Source organism: Ensifer sp. SSB1, from assembly GCF_016652895.1.
Lineage (GTDB): Bacteria > Pseudomonadota > Alphaproteobacteria > Rhizobiales > Rhizobiaceae > Ensifer.
Window position 1 is genome coordinate 28,404 of the sequence record NZ_JAEPRP010000013.1, and the last position, 17,480, is coordinate 45,883.

Consider the following 17,480-nt stretch of genomic DNA (forward strand, 5'->3'; position numbering starts at 1 on the left):
GCAGCGGGTGCTCTGGCGGAAAGGGCGGAGGTGTCGCCTTCGAACATTTCCTTTCATCTCAAGGAATTGGAGCGGGCAGGCCTGATCACGCAACAACGGGAATCCCGTTCAATCATATATCGCGCAGACTACGATGCTCTCGGCGGTCTGGTCCGTTTCCTCATGGAAGACTGCTGCGGCGGGCATCCCGAGATTTGCGCGCCTGCGGTCGCTGTGGCGCCATGTTGTGCGCCTTCAGGAGCTAGAGGATGATAGAGCTCGACTTGCTCCCCATTCCCGGAAGCGACCCCGGGCTGCGGACCGCATTGATGGCGGCAAACCTTCCAGTTGATGATCTTGAAGAGGAGGGACGTCAGTTCTTTGCCTTCAATTCGCACGGCAAGGTCGTCGGATACGGCGGTATGGAACAGAGTGGCCAGCATACGTTGCTGCGTTCCCTCGTCGTCCTGCCGGAATACCAAGGGCGCGGTATCGGAAGCCGATTGCCACCTCTCATGTTCGGGCACGGCTATCGGTTCGCGATGAGATCGGTGTTTCTGCTCACGGAAACGGCGGTGCCGTTCTTCGAGCGTCTCGGCTTCAGATGCATCGAGCGTTCGGAGGCCCCGGCGGAAATTCTCAATACCCGGCAGGCGTCCTCGCTCTGCCCGTCGTCAGCAACCTTGATGAAGCTCGTTCTCCCCGAGCACTCCACCTAAAGGGACACCCATGTCTGATCGTGTTTACAACGTGCTCTTCCTTTGCACGGGCAATTCCGCGCGTTCCATTCTTGGCGAAGCCATCCTCAACAAGGAGGGAAAGGACCGCTTCCGCGCCTTTTCGGCCGGTAGCCAGCCGAAGGGGCAGGTCAATCCGCACGCCATCCTTGAACTCGACGCTCTCGGCTATCCGACGGGCGGGCTGCACTCGAAGAGTTGGGACGTGTTTTCCGGCGCTGACGCTCCACGGATGGATTTCATCTTTACGGTTTGCGACAGCGCGGCCGGCGAGGCTTGCCCGGTCTGGATCGGCCATCCGATGACCGCCCATTGGGGTATCGAGGACCCGGCCGAGGTCAAAGGAACCGAGGCCGAAATTCAACAGGCTTTTGCGAAGGCCGCAAAATTCCTGAAGAACCGGATTGCGGCTTTCATCAACCTGCCGATGGCTTCGATCGATCGCATGGCGCTGGAGCGCCAGCTTCGCGAGATCGGTGGCATGGAAGGCTCGACCGGCCGGAGTGCTTCGTGATGTCGGCCTTCGAGCGCTATCTGACCCTGTGGGTTGCCGTCTGCATCGTCGTTGGCATCGCGCTTGGCCATCTCCTGCCCGGCGTGTTTCAGGCCATCGGCGCGGCAGAGATCGCGAAGGTCAACATCCCGGTCGCGACCCTCATCTGGCTCATGATCATCCCGATGCTGGTGAAGATCGATTTCCAGTCGCTTTCAGGGGTGGGGCGCCACTGGCGCGGCATCGGCGTGACGCTCTTCATCAATTGGGCGATCAAGCCGTTTTCGATGGCGCTGCTTGGCTGGTTGTTCGTCGGCTGGCTGTTCCGTCCGCTGTTGCCTGCGGATCAGATCGACTCCTACATCGCCGGACTGATCATCCTTGCGGCTGCACCGTGTACGGCGATGGTTTTCGTGTGGTCGAACCTGACGCGCGGCGACCCGCTGTTCACCCTGTCCCAGGTAGCGCTCAACGATGCGATCATGATCGTCGGCTTCGCGCCGATCGTCGGACTTCTGCTCGGGCTCTCTGCGATTACCGTCCCATGGGCGACCTTGACCCTGTCCGTCGTGCTCTACATCGTCGTTCCTGTGATCGTCGCGCAGATGCTTCGAAAGTACCTCAAGGTAGGTGAATCGTCGTCCGGTCTCGATCGGTTCCTCGCGAAGGTTCAGCCGATATCGCTGGTCGCCCTGCTTGCGACACTGGTGTTGCTGTTCGGCTTTCAGGGCGAACAGATCATCGCACAGCCGACCATCATTGCTCTTTTGGCAGTGCCGATCCTCATACAGGTCTATTTCAACGCCGGGCTGGCCTATCTGCTCAATCGCCTGTCAGGCGAGAAGCATTGCGTGGCCGGCCCCTCGGCCCTCATCGGAGCATCGAATTTCTTCGAGCTCGCCGTTGCCGCTGCCATCAGCCTCTTTGGCTTCCAGTCGGGCGCGGCGCTTGCCACCGTCGTCGGGGTGCTCATCGAGGTGCCGGTAATGCTGTCGGTCGTCTGGATCGTGAACAGGTCGAAGGGCTGGTACGAGGCGGCACCGGCAGTCGCCAAGGGGTCCCTTTCGAAAAGCGCATGAGCGCCTCAGGTGCCGCTGTCCGCGAGGCTTAGGCCTCAGCCTCGTGGCAGACGGCCTCGATATTGTGCCCATCCGGATCGAGGACGAAGGCGGCGTAATAATTGGCGTGGTAGCGCGGGCGCAGGCCGGGGGCGCCGTTGTCCTTGCCGCCGGCCGCAAGGGCTGCTTGGTAGAAGGCGTCGACCTGCTGCCGGGTCGCGGCCATGAAGGCGAGGTGAAGGTGCGCCGGCGTTTCCTCGGTCTGGTAGAGGCACAGCGACGACTTGCCGTCCGTGCTCATTTCCACGCCGTGGGCGCCATGATCGACGACGGAGACGCCGAGCGGTTCGAGCGCCTTCAGGTAGAAGTCGAGGCTTGCCGCATAGTCGCGGACACCGAATTTGACGTGGTCGAACATCGCGTTCTCCTGTGCGGGTTTGACTTGCGCTGGCGAGACGGCGCTTCGCGGCTGGGATTGGGCTGATACCCCGATGGCCTGTCATAGGCAACAGCGGCCTCCATGGCCCTGCAGGTCTCCGGCGCGGCTGTCAGTCCACGGGCCTGGCATTCTTCGCCGGACGTAACCGGGACCTTACGTGGTGCACACCTCCCGCACGCACGCCCGTAACCACCGGTGCGCCGGATCCGCATCCAGGCGCGGGTGCCAGAGCAGCGAGATGGTGATTTCGGGGAGCGCGACGGGGAGCGGGAAGGTAACGAGATCCTGGCGCAGCGTTCCGGTGTAGAGTTCGGGGACGCTGGCAACGAGATCGGTGGCGCGGGCGAGTGCCAGGGCCTCGGAGAAGCTGCCGACGGAGGCGGCGATCTGACGGCCGAGGCCGGCCGCCTGAAGAGCGGTATCGATCGGACCGCTGTCGTTGCCGCGGCGCGAGATCTGGACGTGGTGGGCTCCAGCGTAGCGCGCGGGGGTGATTTCGCCCGATGCCAGCGGATGGCCGGGGCGGATCACGCCGACGAAGCGGTCGTGGAAAAGGGCCTGGGCGCGAAGTTCCGGGCCGGTCATGTCGCCGACAACACCGGTTTCGAGATCGACAGTACCTTCGCGCAAGGGGCTGCTGTCCCGGTCGAGCTTCTGCACGAAGCGGAGGCGCACGCCGGGGGCTTGAGCGCCGACGCGGGCAATCAGATCAGGACCGAAATTTTCGACGAAACCTTCGCGGTTCCTGAGCGTGAAGGTGCGGGTGAGCGTCTTCAGGTCGAGGTTCTCGGCGGGGCGGAGGCAGGCTTCGGCCGCTTCCACCAGTGGGCCGACGCGACCGCGAAGCTCCAGCGCGCGCGGTGTGGGGACGAGGCCGCGGCCGGCGCGCACCAGGAGCGGATCGCCGGTCGCCTCGCGCAGCCTTGCCAGCGCCCGGCTCATGGCCGAGGGGCTGAGCTGCAGGCGCCGGGCGGCGCGGGCGACGCTGCCTTCCGAAAGCAGCACATCGAGGGTCACGAGCAGGTTGAGATCCGGTCTGGTCATCGTCCTTCATAACATGAGTTCATGTCAGATGTGGCGTTGAACGCACGAATGAAGTGCAAATGTTGCGCCTTCCGCCATGTGAGGTCGGGGCCTATTTTTTCGGAGAACCGAATTGGAGGGTTTTCCGATGATCCCATACCTGCTTATGCATGCGGCACCATCCCCGATTTCCCGGTCTGACCGGAAGCGCTTGCCGCATATTTTGATTCATGACGGCGCTGTATCTCTTTGTTTTGACGCCATTTCTTGCGCCAGGAGCGGGCGTCGCGAAGCCTCGCGCGCGGGAGGTGGCCGATGAGCGTCACGAAGACTGCCATCGCTCCCGCCGCCGCACCGGTTCGCTGGGTGCTCGCCAGCCTGTCGCTGTCGATGCTGCTCTCTTCGCTTGGCACCAGCAGCGCCAATGTGGCGCTTCCGGCGCTGGCGGATGCCTTCGGCGCGTCGTTTCAGGCGGTGCAATGGGTGGTGCTCGCCTATCTGCTTGCCATCACCACGCTGATCGTCAGCGTCGGGCGGCTCGGCGATATCGTCGGCCGGCGGCGGCTGCTTCTTGCCGGCATCGCGCTCTTTACCGCAGCCTCGGTCCTTTGCGGCCTGACGCCGAGCCTTGCGCTGCTGATCGCGGCGCGGGCGGTGCAGGGGATCGGCGCGGCGATCATGATGGCGCTGACCATGGCCTTTGTCGGCGAGGCCGTGGCGAAGGAGAAGACCGGCAGCGCCATGGGCCTGCTCGGAACCATGTCGGCCATCGGCACCGCGCTCGGGCCGTCGCTCGGCGGCGCGCTGATTGCCGGCCCCGGATGGCGGACGATCTTCCTCGTCAACGTGCCGCTGGGGCTTCTGGCGCTCGCGCTTGCCCATCGATATCTGCCCGCAGACCGAAGCCTCAAGGGCAGGGAGCGCCCGCGCTTCGATCTGGCCGGCACGCTGCTGCTTGCGCTTTCGCTCGGGGCCTATGCGCTGGCAATGACGGCGGGGCGCGGCAGCTTCGGCGTGCTGAATGTCGCGCTGCTCCTGGCGGCTGCCATCGGCCTTGGGCTGTTCCTGCTGGTCGAGACGAAGGTAGGCTCGCCACTCATCCGGCTGGCGATGTTTCGTGATCCGACGCTGAGCCTGGGGATTTCGACCAATGCGCTGGTCTCGACCGTGATGATGGCGACGCTGGTGGTCGGGCCGTTTTATCTGTCGCGCGGGCTGGGGCTCGATGCGGCGATGGTCGGGCTCGTCATGTCGGTCGGACCCGTCATCTCGGCCCTCGGCGGCGTGGTCGCCGGTCGCATCGTCGATCGCCTGGGTGCACGCTCCGTGGTCTCGGTCGGTCTGGTGGCGATGGTCGCGGGCAGCATTTCGCTCGCCGTTCTGCCCGGTCTGGCCGGCGTTGCCGGCTACATCGCGGCGATCGCGCTGCTGACGCCCGGCTATCAGCTGTTCCAGGCGGCCAACAACACGGCCGTCATGGCTGAGGTGGCGGCGGACGGGCGCGGTGTCGTGTCCGGCCTGCTCAACCTCTCGCGCAATCTCGGCCTCGTTACCGGCGCGTCGGTGATGGGGGCGATCTTCGCCGCGGCGGTTGCGGCAAGCGATATCGCCAAGGCCGCGCCGGAGGCGGTGGCCTGGGGCATGCAGGTGACCTTCGCTGTCGCAGGGCTGCTGACGGCGATCGCGCTTTTGATCGCGGCCGGGAGCAGGGCGCTCGGCAAGCGCGCCTTGCGCCGCGGGGAAGCGTCGGCCTAGCGGGCGGGGTCGGGGGTCTGCCGCCGGGCGCGGTTGACGCCCGGCGAATGCCTGTGGCAGCCTTGGTGCCACACCCTTTCCCCATCTCTCCCGGCGGCTTCCTCCCGATGCATCCTCGCCTTCTCACGACATTCCTTGCCGTCTCCCGTCATCGCAACATCACGCGGGCGGCGGCGGAGGTGCATCTGGCGCAATCGAGCGTCAGCGATCAGATACAGTCGCTCGAGGCCGAGCTCGGCGCTACGCTGCTGGTTCGCGCCAAGGCCGGGCTGGAGCTGACGGCGGCCGGCGAAGCGCTGCGTCTTTATGCCGAGGAGATGCTTGCCCTGGCCGACGAGGCGCGGGCGGCGGTGGCGGCGGCGGCCGGGCAGCAGGCGGGCGCGCTGACGATCGGCGCGCTGGAGACGATCGCCTCGGCCCAGCTTGCGCCTTTTCTGTCGCGGTTTCGCGCCGCCCATGGCGACATGGATCTGCGGCTGACGGTTGCCGGCAGCGGCGACCTGCTGCGCAGGCTCGAAACGGGTGAGATCGACGTCGCCTTTTCGTTTGGCGAGGGCACGGCCGACGAGCGGCTGGCGCGGCGGGTGATCGCCGCCGAGCCGATCGTGCTGATCGTGCCGCCGGGGCATGTGGCGCTGGCGAGGGCGCCGACGATGGCGGGGCTTGCGGCAGCGGATTTTCTCACCACCGAGCGCGGCTGCGTCTACCGGGCGATCGTCGACAGGGCCTTTGCCGAGGCCGGGGTCTCGCCACGGCGCGCGGCCGAAGTGGGCAGCCTTGCCGCGATCGCAAGACTGGTGGCGACGGGCGCAGGCATTGCCCTGGTGCCGCGCCTTGCCGTTGCCGATGCGCTGGCGCGCGATGAAATCGGCGCGGTCGCCTGGCCGGGGCCGACACGCACCGTGCCGCTTTCCATGATCTGGCGCCGCCGCCGCGTACAGCCGCCGGCGCTCCGGCGCCTGCTTGCCGCGGCGAGCGAGGATTTTGCGCCGGCTGTGACCTAGACCCGGTTCAGATCAGCCGGTGCCCGCCCTCGACATGCAGCACCGTACCCGTTGTGAAGCCGTTGCCGATGAGAAATCCTATGGCATCGGCGATGTCGTCGGCCTTGCCGACGCGCCCGACCGGCAGGCGCTCGGCCATTGCGCGCAGCGTCTCGTCCTTCCTGTCGCCGGCAACGAAGGTCCAGATCGGCGTATCGACCCAGCCGGGCGAAACCGCGTTGACCCGGATCGGCGCCAGCTCGACGGCAAGCGCCCGCACCAGCCCCTCGAGAGCCGCATTGACCGCGGCGACGACGGCGCCGCGGGCGGCGGGGCGGTAGGCGGCAATGCCCGAGGTGAAGGTGAGGGAGCCTGCGGGCGAAAGCACCGGCGCGCCATATTTCGCCAGGAGCAGCGGGCCGAAGACCTTCGTCTCCACTACCTTCTGCGCTGCGGCAAGATCGATCGAAGGCAGGAGTTCATAAGCGCCTTCGATATCGGCGGCGGTGCTGACGATATGATCGACCCGGCCGAGCTGCCGGAAGAGCGCGGCGACCTCGTTTTCGCGCGCGATATCGGCGGCGATCGTCGTCAGCGAAGAGTGGTCGAGGTCCTGGCGCAGGCGATGCAGCCGCTCTTCGTTGCGTCCGACGACGATGACCTCGGCGCCTTCGGCGAGCGCCCGTTTCGTTAGCGCCAGGCCCATGCCGGAAGCGCCGCCGGCAATCAGGATCCTCTTGATGGCGATTGCATTCATTGTCCGTTGTTCCTTTCGGTGGTGACCGGAAGGAGACTTGGCAGAGCGGCGGCACCAGCGGAAACGGAGAAAACCGATAGCGCCATCGGCTTTTCCGATGATGGCAAGGGATGCCGGTCCGTGGGCAGTCAGGCGGCCGCGACGCTTTCCAGCTTCACGCGGAGCGCCTCGAAATCCGGCACGAACCAGATGGCATTGCCCTTGTTGGTCTCGCGCACGAAATCGGTCAGCGCCTTGCTGGCCTCTAGCCTCGGGCCGATATCGCCGACGATGGCGAGCCGCATGCGGTAGTTGACGAACTTCTGGAACACTTCGCCGGCGATACGCGTCGAAAGGTCGAGGAAATCGGCCCCGAGCCGTTCCACCGGGATCGCCACCACGGTCGCCTCATGCGCCCAGGCGTCGCCGAGAAAATCGTTGGCGTCGCCGGCCGCCTTGAGCAGCGTTCCTTCGCTTGCGCATTTCAGCACGCGCACGGTTCCGATTTCGATGAGCTGTGTCATGCGACGAGGAATAGAAGGTGAAGCCCTGGGTTGCAAGGGCGATCTGGACAGCCGTTGCCGCCTTGAAGATGCGGCATTCGCCGTCCGTGAGATTCGCCCTGTGCTTGCATTGGTTCACCGCCTTGGCGAAAGTGTCGGAAGCGATGTATTCGTGTAAATATAACGGATTTCGGAAAGTTGATTGATCTCCGCGTGTTATTTCGGCGCGCGATCGGAGAATTGCCGTCGATTTTTGCGTCGGACTTCGGGTGTTTTGACACAGATCAATGACCGGCTCTGTTTGGCCTCTACTGTGCGGCAGGATGCGGAAGTGTCATCCTTAGGTCATGGGATTGATTTTTATTTCGGTTGGCGCATCTTACCGTAGATTGTGTTGGGGGACGCAGGAATGCCAGAGCTCGTTCAGCAACAGCCGATTGAAAACCGCCCGCGGTCGCGGCGTGCGGAGCTCATTACCTTCTTCGTGCTCGCCTTCGGCATCTGGCCGATTGTCGCCGTCGGTATTGTCGGCGGCTATGGTTTCCTCGTCTGGATGCTGCAGATCATTTTCGGCCCGCCGGGCCCGCCCGGGCATTGAGGTGAGCCATGGGCACTGAGTCTCTCTCACGCCGTGAACTCTTCACCGGCCGCGCTGCGGCAAAGCCCGTTCGCATTCGTCCGCCGGGTGTTTCGGAGCCGAGCCTTGCCGCCTGCACCGGCTGCGGCGCCTGTGCGGAGCGATGTCCCACCGGCATAATCCGTCTTGAAGGCGGTCGGCCCTTCGTCGACTTTTCCGGCGGCGAATGCACCTTCTGCGGCGCCTGCGCGGAAGCCTGTGCCGAGCCCGTGTTCGAGGCGAAGGATGTGCGGCGTTTTCCGCATGTCGCAAGCATTGCCGACACGTGCCTCGCGCGCCGCTACGTCGCCTGCCAGTCCTGCGGCGAAAGCTGTCCGGAGCAGGCGATCCGTTTTCGCCCACGCATCGGCGGGCCGTTCCTGCCCGAACTCGACGAAGCCAAATGCACCGGCTGCGGCGCCTGCCTTGGCGGCTGCCCGGTGAGCGCCATCGTGGTCAAGGCATTGGAAGCGGAGGTGGCTCATGTCTGAGGCCGCAATGGCAAAGGCGGGCACGCCCTATCACATTTCGAGCGCCGTGGTCGCCACGATGCCGCAGAGCACGGAAGCGGTGCTAGCGACGCTCGCAGGAATGGAAAACGTCGAAATCCACGGCCATGGCGGCGGCAAGATCGTCATCGTCATCGAAGGCAGAAGTACGGGCGCGCTCGGCGAATGCCTGACGCAGATCTCGCTGCTCGACGGGGTGATCTCGGCCAACATGGTTTTCGAGCATGTCGAAATGGAAGAGGAAGGGCAGGAGCCATGAGCGGAGAACTGACGCGGCGTGACATACTGAAGGCCCATGCGGCCGGCATCGCCGCCGCCACGGCCGGCATTGCGCTGCCTGCGGCCGCACAGCCGGTGCCGGGCGGTGTCAACGCGCTGGAGATCAAATGGTCCAAGGCGCCATGCCGCTTCTGCGGCACGGGCTGCGGCGTGATGGTGGGCGTGAAGGAAGGCCAGGTGGTCGCCACCCATGGCGACATGCAGGCCGAGGTCAACCGCGGCCTCAACTGCATCAAGGGCTATTTCCTGTCCAAGATCATGTACGGCAACGACCGGCTGACGACGCCGCTCTTAAGGAAGCGTGGCGGCGTCTACGCCAAGGACGGCGAGTTCGAGCCGGTGAGCTGGGACGAGGCCTTCAACGTGATGGCCGAGCAGGCGAAGAAGGTCCTGAAGGAGAAGGGCCCGACGGCGCTCGGCATGTTCGGCTCCGGGCAATGGACGATCTTCGAGGGCTATGCGGCGACCAAGCTGATGCGGGCGGGCTTCCGCTCCAACAACCTCGACCCCAATGCCCGCCACTGCATGGCGTCCGCCGCCGTCGCCTTCATGCGCACCTTCGGCATGGACGAGCCGATGGGCTGCTATGACGATTTCGAGAACGCCGATGCCTTCGTGCTCTGGGGCTCGAACATGGCGGAGATGCACCCGATTCTGTGGACCCGCGTCGCCGACCGGCGTCTCGGCCAGCCGCATGTGCGGGTCGCGGTGCTTTCGACCTTCACCCATCGCAGCATGGATCTCGCCGATATCCCGATCGTCTTCAAGCCGGGATCGGATCTGGCGATCCTCAACTATATCGCCAACCACATCATCGAGAGCGGCAAGGTCAACGAGGACTTCGTCAAGAAGCACACGAAATTTGCCCGCGGCGTGACCGATATCGGCTACGGTCTGCGGCCCGACAACCCGATCGAGGTCAATGCCGCCAACTCCAAGGACCCGGGCAAGACCGAGCCGATGGATTTCGAGGCGTTCAAGGAATTCGTTTCCGAATACACGCTGGAAAAGACCGTCGAGCTGACCGGGGTCGAACCGGAGTTCCTGAAACAGCTGGCCGAGCTTTATGCGGACCCGAGCCGCAAGGTCATGTCGCTCTGGACCATGGGCTTCAACCAGCATGTGCGCGGCGTCTGGGCCAACCAGATGGTCTACAACCTGCACCTTTTGACCGGAAAGATCTCCGAGCCCGGCAACAGCCCGTTCTCGCTGACCGGCCAGCCGTCTGCCTGCGGCACCGCGCGTGAGGTGGGCACCTTCGCGCACCGCCTGCCGGCCGATATGGTTGTGACCAATCCCGAGCATCGCAAGCATGCGGAGGAGATCTGGCGCATTCCGCACGGCATCATCCCGGAAAAGCCCGGCTACCACGCCGTGCAGCAGGACCGGATGCTGAAGGACGGCAAGCTCAATTTCTACTGGGTGCAGGTCAACAACAACGTCCAGGCGGGGCCCAATACCGCCAACGAGACCTGGCAGGGCTATCGCAACCCGGACAACTTCATCGTCGTTTCCGATGCCTATCCGACGATCACCGCGATGAGCGCCGACCTGATCCTGCCCGCAGCCATGTGGGTGGAAAAGGAAGGGGCCTACGGCAATGCAGAGCGGCGAACCCACGTCTGGCACCAGCTCGTGCAGGCGCGCGGCGAAGCGCGTTCGGATCTCTGGCAGCTGGTGGAGTTCTCCAAGCGCTTCACCACCGACGAGGTTTGGCCGAAGGAAATCCTCGACGCCAACCCCAACTATCGCGGCAAGACGCTGTTTGAGGTTCTGTTCAAGAACGGTGAGGTCGACCGCTTCCCGCTGACGGAGGTGAGCGCCGAATACGACAACAACGAAGCGAAGGACTTCGGCTTCTACATCCAGAAGGGCCTGTTCGAGGAATATGCCACCTTCGGCCGCGGCCATGGCCATGACCTGGCACCCTATGACACCTATCACGAGGTGCGCGGCCTGCGCTGGCCCGTCGTCAACGGCCAGGAGACGAAGTGGCGCTACCGCGAAGGCTTCGACCCCTATGTGAAGGCGGGCGAGGGCGTGAAGTTCTACGGTAACAAGGACGGCAAGGCCGTCATTCTCGCCGTACCTTACGAGCCGCCGGCCGAATCCCCCGACGAGGAATACGACACCTGGCTGGTAACCGGCCGCGTGCTGGAACACTGGCATTCGGGCTCGATGACCATGCGGGTGCCGGAACTCTACAAGGCGTTTCCGGGTGCGCGTGTCTTCATGAATGCGGAGGATGCCCGCAAGCGTGGCATCAACCAGGGCATGGAAGTGCGCATCGTCTCGCGGCGCGGCGAAATCCGCTCGCGCGTCGATATCCGCGGCCGCAACCGCATGCCGCCCGGCGTCATCTTCGTTCCCTGGTTCGACGCCAGCCAGCTGATCAACAAGGTTACCCTCGACGCCACCGATCCCATCTCCAAACAGACGGATTTCAAAAAATGCGCGGTCAAGATCGTTCCCGTAACCCTCTAGGGTTTTCTCGGCTGAAGCGGATTGCTGGAAACGTCCTGTCTCTTTGTTTCGGGGCAGTTCCTCAGGCTCAGCCGCTTCGCACCTTTGCCGGCCCGAAGCGGCCTGTCTGGATGGCAATCGCCGCCGGCGTGATGGTGTTCGTCACCACCGCCGCCGTCGCCCAGGTTGCGGAAAAACTGGTGCCGCAGCTCGAGGGGCCCACACCGCAAATGGCGACCGAGGCGGCGGCACCGCTGCCGAAATGGGTGGTCGACGACAAGCGCCGGATGCGCGCCTATCCCGACCAGCCGCCGGTCATCCCGCATTCGATCGAGGGCTACGAGCTTTCGGTCAATGCCAACCGCTGCCTTTCCTGCCACAAGCGCGAGTTCACCCAGGATTCCGGCGCGCCGATGATCAGCGTCACCCACTACATGACGCGCGACGGGCAGATGATCGCCGACGTTTCGCCGCGGCGCTACTTCTGCACGGCCTGCCATGTGCCGCAGGCGGACACCAATCCTCTGGTGCCGAGCAACTTCAAGGACATGAGCGAGTTGGGTTTCAAGCCGGCCGGAAGCGAGTGACGACATGATCGCATGGATCAGGAAAATCATCCTCTGGGCCTGGGGGATCATGAAGACACCGGCCGGCACGCTCGGCTTGGGCTTCCTCACGCTCGGCGGCTTCATCGGCGGCGTCATGTTCTGGGGCGCCTTCAACACGGCGCTGGAGCTCACCAACACTGAAAAGTTCTGCACCTCCTGTCACGAGATGCACGACAACGTCTACCAGGAGCTGACGCGCACGATCCACTTCTCCAACCGCTCGGGCGTGCGCGCCACCTGTCCGGACTGCCACGTGCCGCATCAGTGGACCGACAAGATCGCCCGCAAGATGCAGGCCTCCAAGGAGGTCTGGGGCAAGATCTTCGGCACGATCAACACCCGGTCGAAGTTCCTCGAAAAGCGGCTGGAACTGGCGCAGCACGAATGGGCGCGCATGAAGGCCAACGACAGCCTTGAATGCCGCAACTGCCATTCCTCGGTCGCCATGGACCTGCAGAAGCAGACGCAGCGCGCCGCCGAGATCCACACCCGCTACCTGCTTTCCGGCAAGGCCACCTGCATCGACTGCCACAAGGGCATCGCGCACGAGCTGCCCAACATGGAAGGCATCGATCCCGGCTGGAAGATGCCGCCGGAACTGGAAGGCAAGAAGATGGCGGGCCAGACGCCGATCGACGATCTGCGGCAGGCGCTGGCCGACCTGCACACGCAGGTGCAATAGGCGAGCGGCTGCCGCGGCATTCGGCAGGAGACAACAGCGATGACAGAGGGCCATGCCGGCGCGGCGTGGCCCTTTTTTCACCAAGGAGGGCCGGCGCTACGTCCATCATGATTGGCCGTTCGCGCGGCAACGGTTGACCCCGACGCGGCGCACGCTAGGCTCGTCAAATGACAGCAGAATACGATTGGGATGGCGATTGGTCTGCAATCGTCGACGCGGGCGAACGCAAGATCTTCGAGGATGAGCTTCCACGCGAGCTTTGCCCGGAACATGTTCTAAAAGGTATCGCAGCAACGGCGCTCGGCAGGCGCCGACGCCGGGATGACGTGCTGTTCCTGCTGGCCGACGGACGGTGTGCCCAGGTGCATCTCACATGGCGTCGAGAGGATGATCCGCTGTGGCCCGACACCCAGGTCTATGAGAGTTTCGATGCGTGGAAATCGGTCCCTATCGAAGACCGCTGAGCTTTCGTCCAAAAAATATTCGACATCGTTGTCGGTACCGTCATTTCCCGTTCGTCATTTAGTCAGGGAGGCCAATCCGGCTTCCTCCACCGGAGCGGGATAGGAAAAAAATCCGCGCGGGTCTTTCGCCCGTAACCTGCTCTACCTATCTGGGTTTCACCATGCCGGCACCCCTTGAGGTCACGAGGACCGGGACCGGCGTGACAGAGGAGAATGGACAATGCGCGTAGTGGTTTTTGTAAAGGCGACCGAAGACAGCGAAGCGGGCAACATGCCGTCGACAGAGCTGCTGGCCGCCATGGGCAAGTATAACGAGGAACTGGTCAATGCCGGCATCATGCAGGCGGGCGAGGGGCTGCAGCCCTCGTCGCGCGGCGCCCGCGTCGCCTTCGACGGGGCGGACCGCATGGTTATCGACGGCCCGTTTGCCGAGACCAAGGAACTCGTCGCCGGCTTCTGGATCTGGACGGTCAAGGACATGGCCGAGGCGATCGCCTGGGTGAAGCGCTGCCCGAATCCGATGCCGGGTCCGAGCGAAATCGAAATCCGCCCGGTGTTCGAGATGGAAGATTTCGGCGACTTGGTGACGCCGGAGATCGCCGCTCAGGATGAGCGGCTGCGCGAGAAGATCGCCAACCAGTAAGGACGCCTTCTGCGCAAGGTGAGTTTGTCCCTCACCTCGGGTTTAACCCGAGAGCCAACCCTGCTTGCCCTTCACCCTCTTCCCGCCAAGCGGGGAGAGGGGACGAGCTCAGATCGCTGGCATTTTCGGCCGCGGCCGCGGTCAGCGTCAAAGCTGGTTTCGTCTCGGGTCAAGCAGTCGGCCCAAAACGAAACTGTGGCGTTTGTTGTCGAGGCGAGCGGGCACCGCGCGTGGCCTTCTCCCCGCCAGGCGGGGAGAAGGTGGTCGGCAGACCGGATGAGGCGCGAGCCCTCACCGGGCGGATGAAGGGCGAGCCTTCACCGGGCGGATGAAGGGCTATGCCCTCACCGCGGGATGAGGGGCAGCCTCTGGTGCTGTGCGGCGACAATGTGTTGCGCGGCGCGGCGAGGGGGGACGAAGGTCGCCCGCGGAATGAACGGCTGCCACAGTGTCCGGATCGTGTAGACTTTGGCAGGGTGTCTGATCTGTTTCCCGTAGAGATTGTATTAACCGTGTTCGTTTACCTTTCCCCCGGGGTTTGAACCGGAGTGGGGCAATGGTCAGGGCGAGCGGTTTCGTCATTTTTCTTCTTTCAAGTGTTTCGATCGCGGCCGCGGCCGATATCGATGGTCCGCTGGTGGGGCCGCAGGATGCCTATGAAGTGCCGGTGGAGCAGGCGTCCGGCGGTATCGTCGGCTACGTCGAGACGTCCTACGGCGCTGCCGTGGACTCGCCTGGCGATATCGATGCGGATGCATGGGATCTGCGGGGTGCTGTGAACTTCGATGCCGGCGCCGGCTTCAACCTGCAGCTCGATCTCGGCTACACGCGCGCCTCTTTTGAGGACCTCGACACCAACAGCTATGACGGCGCGCTGCACGGCTACTATCGCAACGATCTCTTTGCGGCAGGTGTCTTCGTGCAAGGCGCACGCCTCGACCCCGGCATCGGCGTCGACCTCAACGATTACATGGGTGGCTTCGAGGCGGCCTATTTCCTCGATACCTGGACGCTGCATGGCTCGGTCGGCTATGGCCAGGCGAGCATCGAAGACTTCGACGACATCGACGCCAACCACTATATGGGTTCGCTCGGCGCACGCGTTTACGCGACCGACAACCTGCGCTTCGACGTCGATGGCTCGCTCCATCGCATCAGCGAAGACGACATCGATTACGATCTGCGCAGCCTGAAGCTGACGGCGAACTACCGGCTGGACGCTTTCCCCGTCACGCTCTTTGCCGGCTACAAATACACCAACGAGGAGCTTTCAGGCCTGAGCGCTTCGGTCTCCGGCGACACCAGCACCATCTTCGGTGGTCTGCGCTTCTCCTACGGTTCGGCGACGCTCAAGGAAGAAGAGCGCCTCGGCCCGGTCTGGTCCAGCAACCGCCTGTCGTTCTGATCGGCTGCTCCGCAGCCGAATGCATCTTGCGCTGCCCCGCCATCCGGGGCAGCCGTTGCCGACCCACTCCGGGTTGCGTTGCGAATTTGCCGGCAGAGACGGGTCTCAGGAGGGCCCGGCGGCGCGATCGGGCAGTTGTCGCGATCTGGCGCGAAATCCGGGCCGATACAATGCCTAGTAGTGTTATTTAGTGTGTGCTAACTTTCTTGCCGCCATGAAGGCAAGAGGGAGGCGAACATGGATATGACACGTCGTGCCGTCGCTTTGGGCGGTGCCGGTCTGCTGGCAACGGTATCATTTTCACATGCGAATGCTCTGGAATCTCCGCTGATCGATCCCATCGAGGCGGCTGACGATTTCTGGTTGGCCGTCGAAGCCTATATCTACGGCTATCCGCTGGTGACCACCGAAATGACCCGCCGGGTCGTCACCAATGTCGAACAGCCCGAAGGAACCAAGGGCCCGATGGGCCACATCATCAAGCTGCGCGAATATCCGAACGCATCCTTCAAGGACGTCACGGCACCAAACGCCGATACGCTCTATACGACCGCCTTCGTCGATGTGGGCAAGGAGCCCTGGGTTCTGTCGATCCCCGACATGAAGGATCGCTACTTCCTGTTTCCGATGCTCGACGGCTGGACGACGGTGTTCCAGGTGCCTGGAAAACGGACGAGTGGCGATGGCGCGCAGTCCTACGCAATCACCGGGCCCGGCTGGCAGGGCACCGTCCCTGATGGCGTCACCGAATACAAGTCGCCGACGAGCATCGTCTGGATCCTCGGCCGTATCTATTGCGACGGCTCGCCCGAAGACTACAAGGCGGTTCACGCGCTGCAGGACGAATGCAAGCTGGTGCCGCTCAGCGCCTACGGCAAGGATTGGACTCCGCCACCGGGGAAGGTCGATCCGCACATCGACATGAAGACGGCGGTGCGCGAGCAGGTCAACCGCATGGATGCGGTCGAGTACTTCACGCTGCTTTGCGAGTTGATGAAGACCAATCCGCCGACGGCCGCGGACGGAGAAGCGATCGCGAAGTTTGCCCAGATCGGCATCGTGCCCGGCAAGGATTTCGACAAGAGCAAGCTGGACGCCGCCTTCGTCTCGCGCATTCCGGTAACCGCATTCCATCGCATCATGCTGCATTTCAAGTTCAGCGATGGCGATATTCAGGAGATCAACGGCTGGGGCTTTACCACCAAGACCGGCATCTACGGGAACGGCTATCTGCAGCGCGCACTGATCACGGCAATCGGGCTGGGCGCCAATCGCCCGCAGGATGCGATCTATCCGACGTCGCTGAAATCCAAGGACGGGCTTTTCTCCCGGGCCTATAACGGCGCCAACAAATACGTCGTCACCTTCCCGAAGGGGCAGTTGCCGCCGGTGCGCGGCTTCTGGTCGATCACCATGTATGACCAGAACTATTTCTTCGTCGACAATCCGCTCAACCGCTATTCGATCAGCGCCCGCGTGAGCCCCAAGACCAATGCCGACGGATCGACCGAGATCTATATCCAGAATGAATCACCCGGCAAGGACAAGGAGGCCAACTGGCTGCCGGCGCCGAAGGGCAAGTTCATCCTGATGATGCGGCTCTACTGGCCGGATGACAGCCCGCCCTCCATTCTCGACGGTTCCTGGGTCATCCCGCCGGTCAAGAAGGCTTGAAGACGGACCGGTTCGAAAACGTCGGCATCGGCGACGCTAGAGATAGGGCGGGACCTTCACCTTCAGCAGTTGGATGAGGGCCGGCTCCATGAACGCATAGTCGTCGGGAATGTGCAGGCAGATGAGCCGCTTGTTCTTGAGAGCGGCTCGATATTTTGCCTGCACCTTCGTGCGGTGGGCGCGCTCCATCACGAAGATAATGTCGGCCCATTCGATCTGCTCCGCCGACAGCGGATTTCCGGCGTCGTTGTTGGTGCCGGCCGATGAGACCTCGATATCCGGCCAGTCGGCGAAAACCTGCTCGGCGGTGGGGCTGCGAAGCTTGTTCTGGCTGCAGACGAAGAGAACGTTTTTCATCGGGGTGACGGGCCTTGCCTGAAGCGGAAGGTGACGGCGATACCACCTGTGCGCGCAGGCGTCCATGCGATGGG

Annotated in this window: 20 protein-coding genes and 1 pseudogene; 16 read left to right on the forward strand and 5 right to left on the reverse strand. The window is 63.7% G+C overall.

Features of this window, described 5'->3' with window-relative positions:
- The 4 genes from I8N66_RS05295 to arsB form a co-directional block, all read left to right on the forward strand.
- On the forward strand, nucleotides 1–252 hold a 252-nt coding region (locus I8N66_RS05295; RefSeq protein ID WP_291150533.1), incomplete at its 5' end, for a helix-turn-helix domain-containing protein.
- Nucleotides 249–698 carry an arsenic resistance N-acetyltransferase ArsN2 gene (arsN2, locus tag I8N66_RS05300; RefSeq protein WP_291150536.1) on the forward strand — a complete coding sequence of 150 codons (450 nt, stop codon included), beginning with the start codon at nucleotides 249–251 and terminating at the stop codon, nucleotides 696–698. The genes I8N66_RS05295 and arsN2, both read left to right, overlap by 4 nt.
- A 10-nt stretch (nucleotides 699–708) precedes the next feature.
- On the forward strand, nucleotides 709–1,230 hold the full coding sequence (locus I8N66_RS05305; protein WP_223724774.1) for an arsenate reductase ArsC: 522 nt from the start codon (nucleotides 709–711) through the stop codon (nucleotides 1,228–1,230).
- On the forward strand, nucleotides 1,230–2,288 hold the full coding sequence (arsB, locus tag I8N66_RS05310; RefSeq protein WP_291150630.1) for an ACR3 family arsenite efflux transporter: 1,059 nt from the start codon (nucleotides 1,230–1,232) through the stop codon (nucleotides 2,286–2,288). Before I8N66_RS05305 ends, arsB begins: the two co-directional genes overlap by 1 nt.
- 28 nt (nucleotides 2,289–2,316) lie before the next feature.
- On the opposite strand, the gene I8N66_RS05315 is transcribed toward arsB, so the two are convergent.
- Together I8N66_RS05315 and I8N66_RS05320 are read right to left on the reverse strand one after the other, a co-directional pair.
- Nucleotides 2,317–2,685: a VOC family protein gene (locus I8N66_RS05315; RefSeq protein WP_223724772.1), complete on the reverse strand. Its 369-nt coding sequence runs from the start codon at nucleotides 2,683–2,685 to the stop codon at nucleotides 2,317–2,319.
- A gap of 174 nt (nucleotides 2,686–2,859) precedes the next feature.
- Nucleotides 2,860–3,750 (reverse strand): LysR family transcriptional regulator, encoded by an 891-nt coding sequence (locus tag I8N66_RS05320; protein WP_291150544.1) that lies wholly within the window; start codon nucleotides 3,748–3,750, stop codon nucleotides 2,860–2,862.
- 294 nt (nucleotides 3,751–4,044) lie between these two features.
- Between I8N66_RS05320 and I8N66_RS05325 the strand changes: the two genes are divergently transcribed.
- Nucleotides 4,045–5,484, forward strand: a complete 1,440-nt coding sequence (locus I8N66_RS05325) for an MFS transporter (protein ID WP_291150547.1) — start codon at nucleotides 4,045–4,047, stop codon at nucleotides 5,482–5,484.
- 107 nt (nucleotides 5,485–5,591) lie between these two features.
- Nucleotides 5,592–6,488: a LysR family transcriptional regulator gene (locus I8N66_RS05330; protein ID WP_291150550.1), complete on the forward strand. Its 897-nt coding sequence runs from the start codon at nucleotides 5,592–5,594 to the stop codon at nucleotides 6,486–6,488.
- 7 nt (nucleotides 6,489–6,495) lie between these two features.
- Here I8N66_RS05330 and I8N66_RS05335 read toward each other — a convergent pair whose 3' ends face one another.
- Both I8N66_RS05335 and I8N66_RS05340 read right to left on the reverse strand, forming a co-directional pair.
- The gene (locus I8N66_RS05335) at nucleotides 6,496–7,224 is read right to left on the reverse strand and encodes an SDR family oxidoreductase (RefSeq protein WP_291150553.1); all 729 of its coding nucleotides are present in this window, start codon (nucleotides 7,222–7,224) and stop codon (nucleotides 6,496–6,498) included.
- A 128-nt stretch (nucleotides 7,225–7,352) separates the two neighbouring features.
- On the reverse strand, nucleotides 7,353–7,727 hold the full coding sequence (locus tag I8N66_RS05340; protein ID WP_291150555.1) for a DUF4180 domain-containing protein: 375 nt from the start codon (nucleotides 7,725–7,727) through the stop codon (nucleotides 7,353–7,355).
- A 388-nt stretch (nucleotides 7,728–8,115) separates the two neighbouring features.
- Between I8N66_RS05340 and napE the strand changes: the two genes are divergently transcribed.
- The 10 genes and pseudogenes from napE to I8N66_RS05390 all read left to right on the forward strand — a co-directional run bounded on the left by napE (nucleotide 8,116) and on the right by I8N66_RS05390 (nucleotide 17,049).
- Nucleotides 8,116–8,304, forward strand: a complete 189-nt coding sequence (gene napE, locus I8N66_RS05345; RefSeq protein ID WP_291150557.1) for a periplasmic nitrate reductase, NapE protein — start codon at nucleotides 8,116–8,118, stop codon at nucleotides 8,302–8,304.
- Between the two features lie 8 nt (nucleotides 8,305–8,312).
- On the forward strand, nucleotides 8,313–8,813 hold the full coding sequence (gene napF / locus I8N66_RS05350) for a ferredoxin-type protein NapF (protein ID WP_291150559.1): 501 nt from the start codon (nucleotides 8,313–8,315) through the stop codon (nucleotides 8,811–8,813).
- Nucleotides 8,814–8,820: 7 nt separating this feature from the next.
- Nucleotides 8,821–9,112, forward strand: a pseudogene (locus I8N66_RS05355) (chaperone NapD).
- Nucleotides 9,087–11,594: a periplasmic nitrate reductase subunit alpha gene (gene napA, locus I8N66_RS05360; RefSeq protein WP_113539001.1), complete on the forward strand. Its 2,508-nt coding sequence runs from the start codon at nucleotides 9,087–9,089 to the stop codon at nucleotides 11,592–11,594. The pseudogene I8N66_RS05355 and the gene napA overlap by 26 nt, the downstream one beginning before the upstream one ends.
- 110 nt (nucleotides 11,595–11,704) lie before the next feature.
- Nucleotides 11,705–12,160, forward strand: coding sequence for a nitrate reductase cytochrome c-type subunit (locus tag I8N66_RS05365; RefSeq protein ID WP_113539002.1), 456 nt, complete (start codon nucleotides 11,705–11,707; stop codon nucleotides 12,158–12,160).
- Nucleotides 12,161–12,164: 4 nt separating this feature from the next.
- Nucleotides 12,165–12,863 (forward strand): NapC/NirT family cytochrome c, encoded by a 699-nt coding sequence (locus I8N66_RS05370; protein ID WP_113539003.1) that lies wholly within the window; start codon nucleotides 12,165–12,167, stop codon nucleotides 12,861–12,863.
- A 167-nt stretch (nucleotides 12,864–13,030) separates the two neighbouring features.
- Nucleotides 13,031–13,327, forward strand: coding sequence for a hypothetical protein (locus I8N66_RS05375; RefSeq protein ID WP_291150566.1), 297 nt, complete (start codon nucleotides 13,031–13,033; stop codon nucleotides 13,325–13,327).
- 220 nt (nucleotides 13,328–13,547) lie between these two features.
- The gene (locus tag I8N66_RS05380) at nucleotides 13,548–13,970 is read left to right on the forward strand and encodes a YciI family protein (RefSeq protein WP_113539004.1); all 423 of its coding nucleotides are present in this window, start codon (nucleotides 13,548–13,550) and stop codon (nucleotides 13,968–13,970) included.
- A gap of 556 nt (nucleotides 13,971–14,526) precedes the next feature.
- On the forward strand, nucleotides 14,527–15,375 hold the full coding sequence (locus I8N66_RS05385) for a hypothetical protein (protein WP_113539005.1): 849 nt from the start codon (nucleotides 14,527–14,529) through the stop codon (nucleotides 15,373–15,375).
- A 237-nt stretch (nucleotides 15,376–15,612) separates the two neighbouring features.
- The gene (locus tag I8N66_RS05390; protein ID WP_113539006.1) at nucleotides 15,613–17,049 is read left to right on the forward strand and encodes a DUF1254 domain-containing protein; all 1,437 of its coding nucleotides are present in this window, start codon (nucleotides 15,613–15,615) and stop codon (nucleotides 17,047–17,049) included.
- Between the two features lie 36 nt (nucleotides 17,050–17,085).
- Here the strand turns inward: I8N66_RS05390 and I8N66_RS05395 are convergent, their stop codons facing one another.
- Nucleotides 17,086–17,406 (reverse strand): low molecular weight protein tyrosine phosphatase family protein, encoded by a 321-nt coding sequence (locus I8N66_RS05395; RefSeq protein WP_291150571.1) that lies wholly within the window; start codon nucleotides 17,404–17,406, stop codon nucleotides 17,086–17,088.
- Between the last annotated feature and the right edge of the window lie 74 nt (nucleotides 17,407–17,480).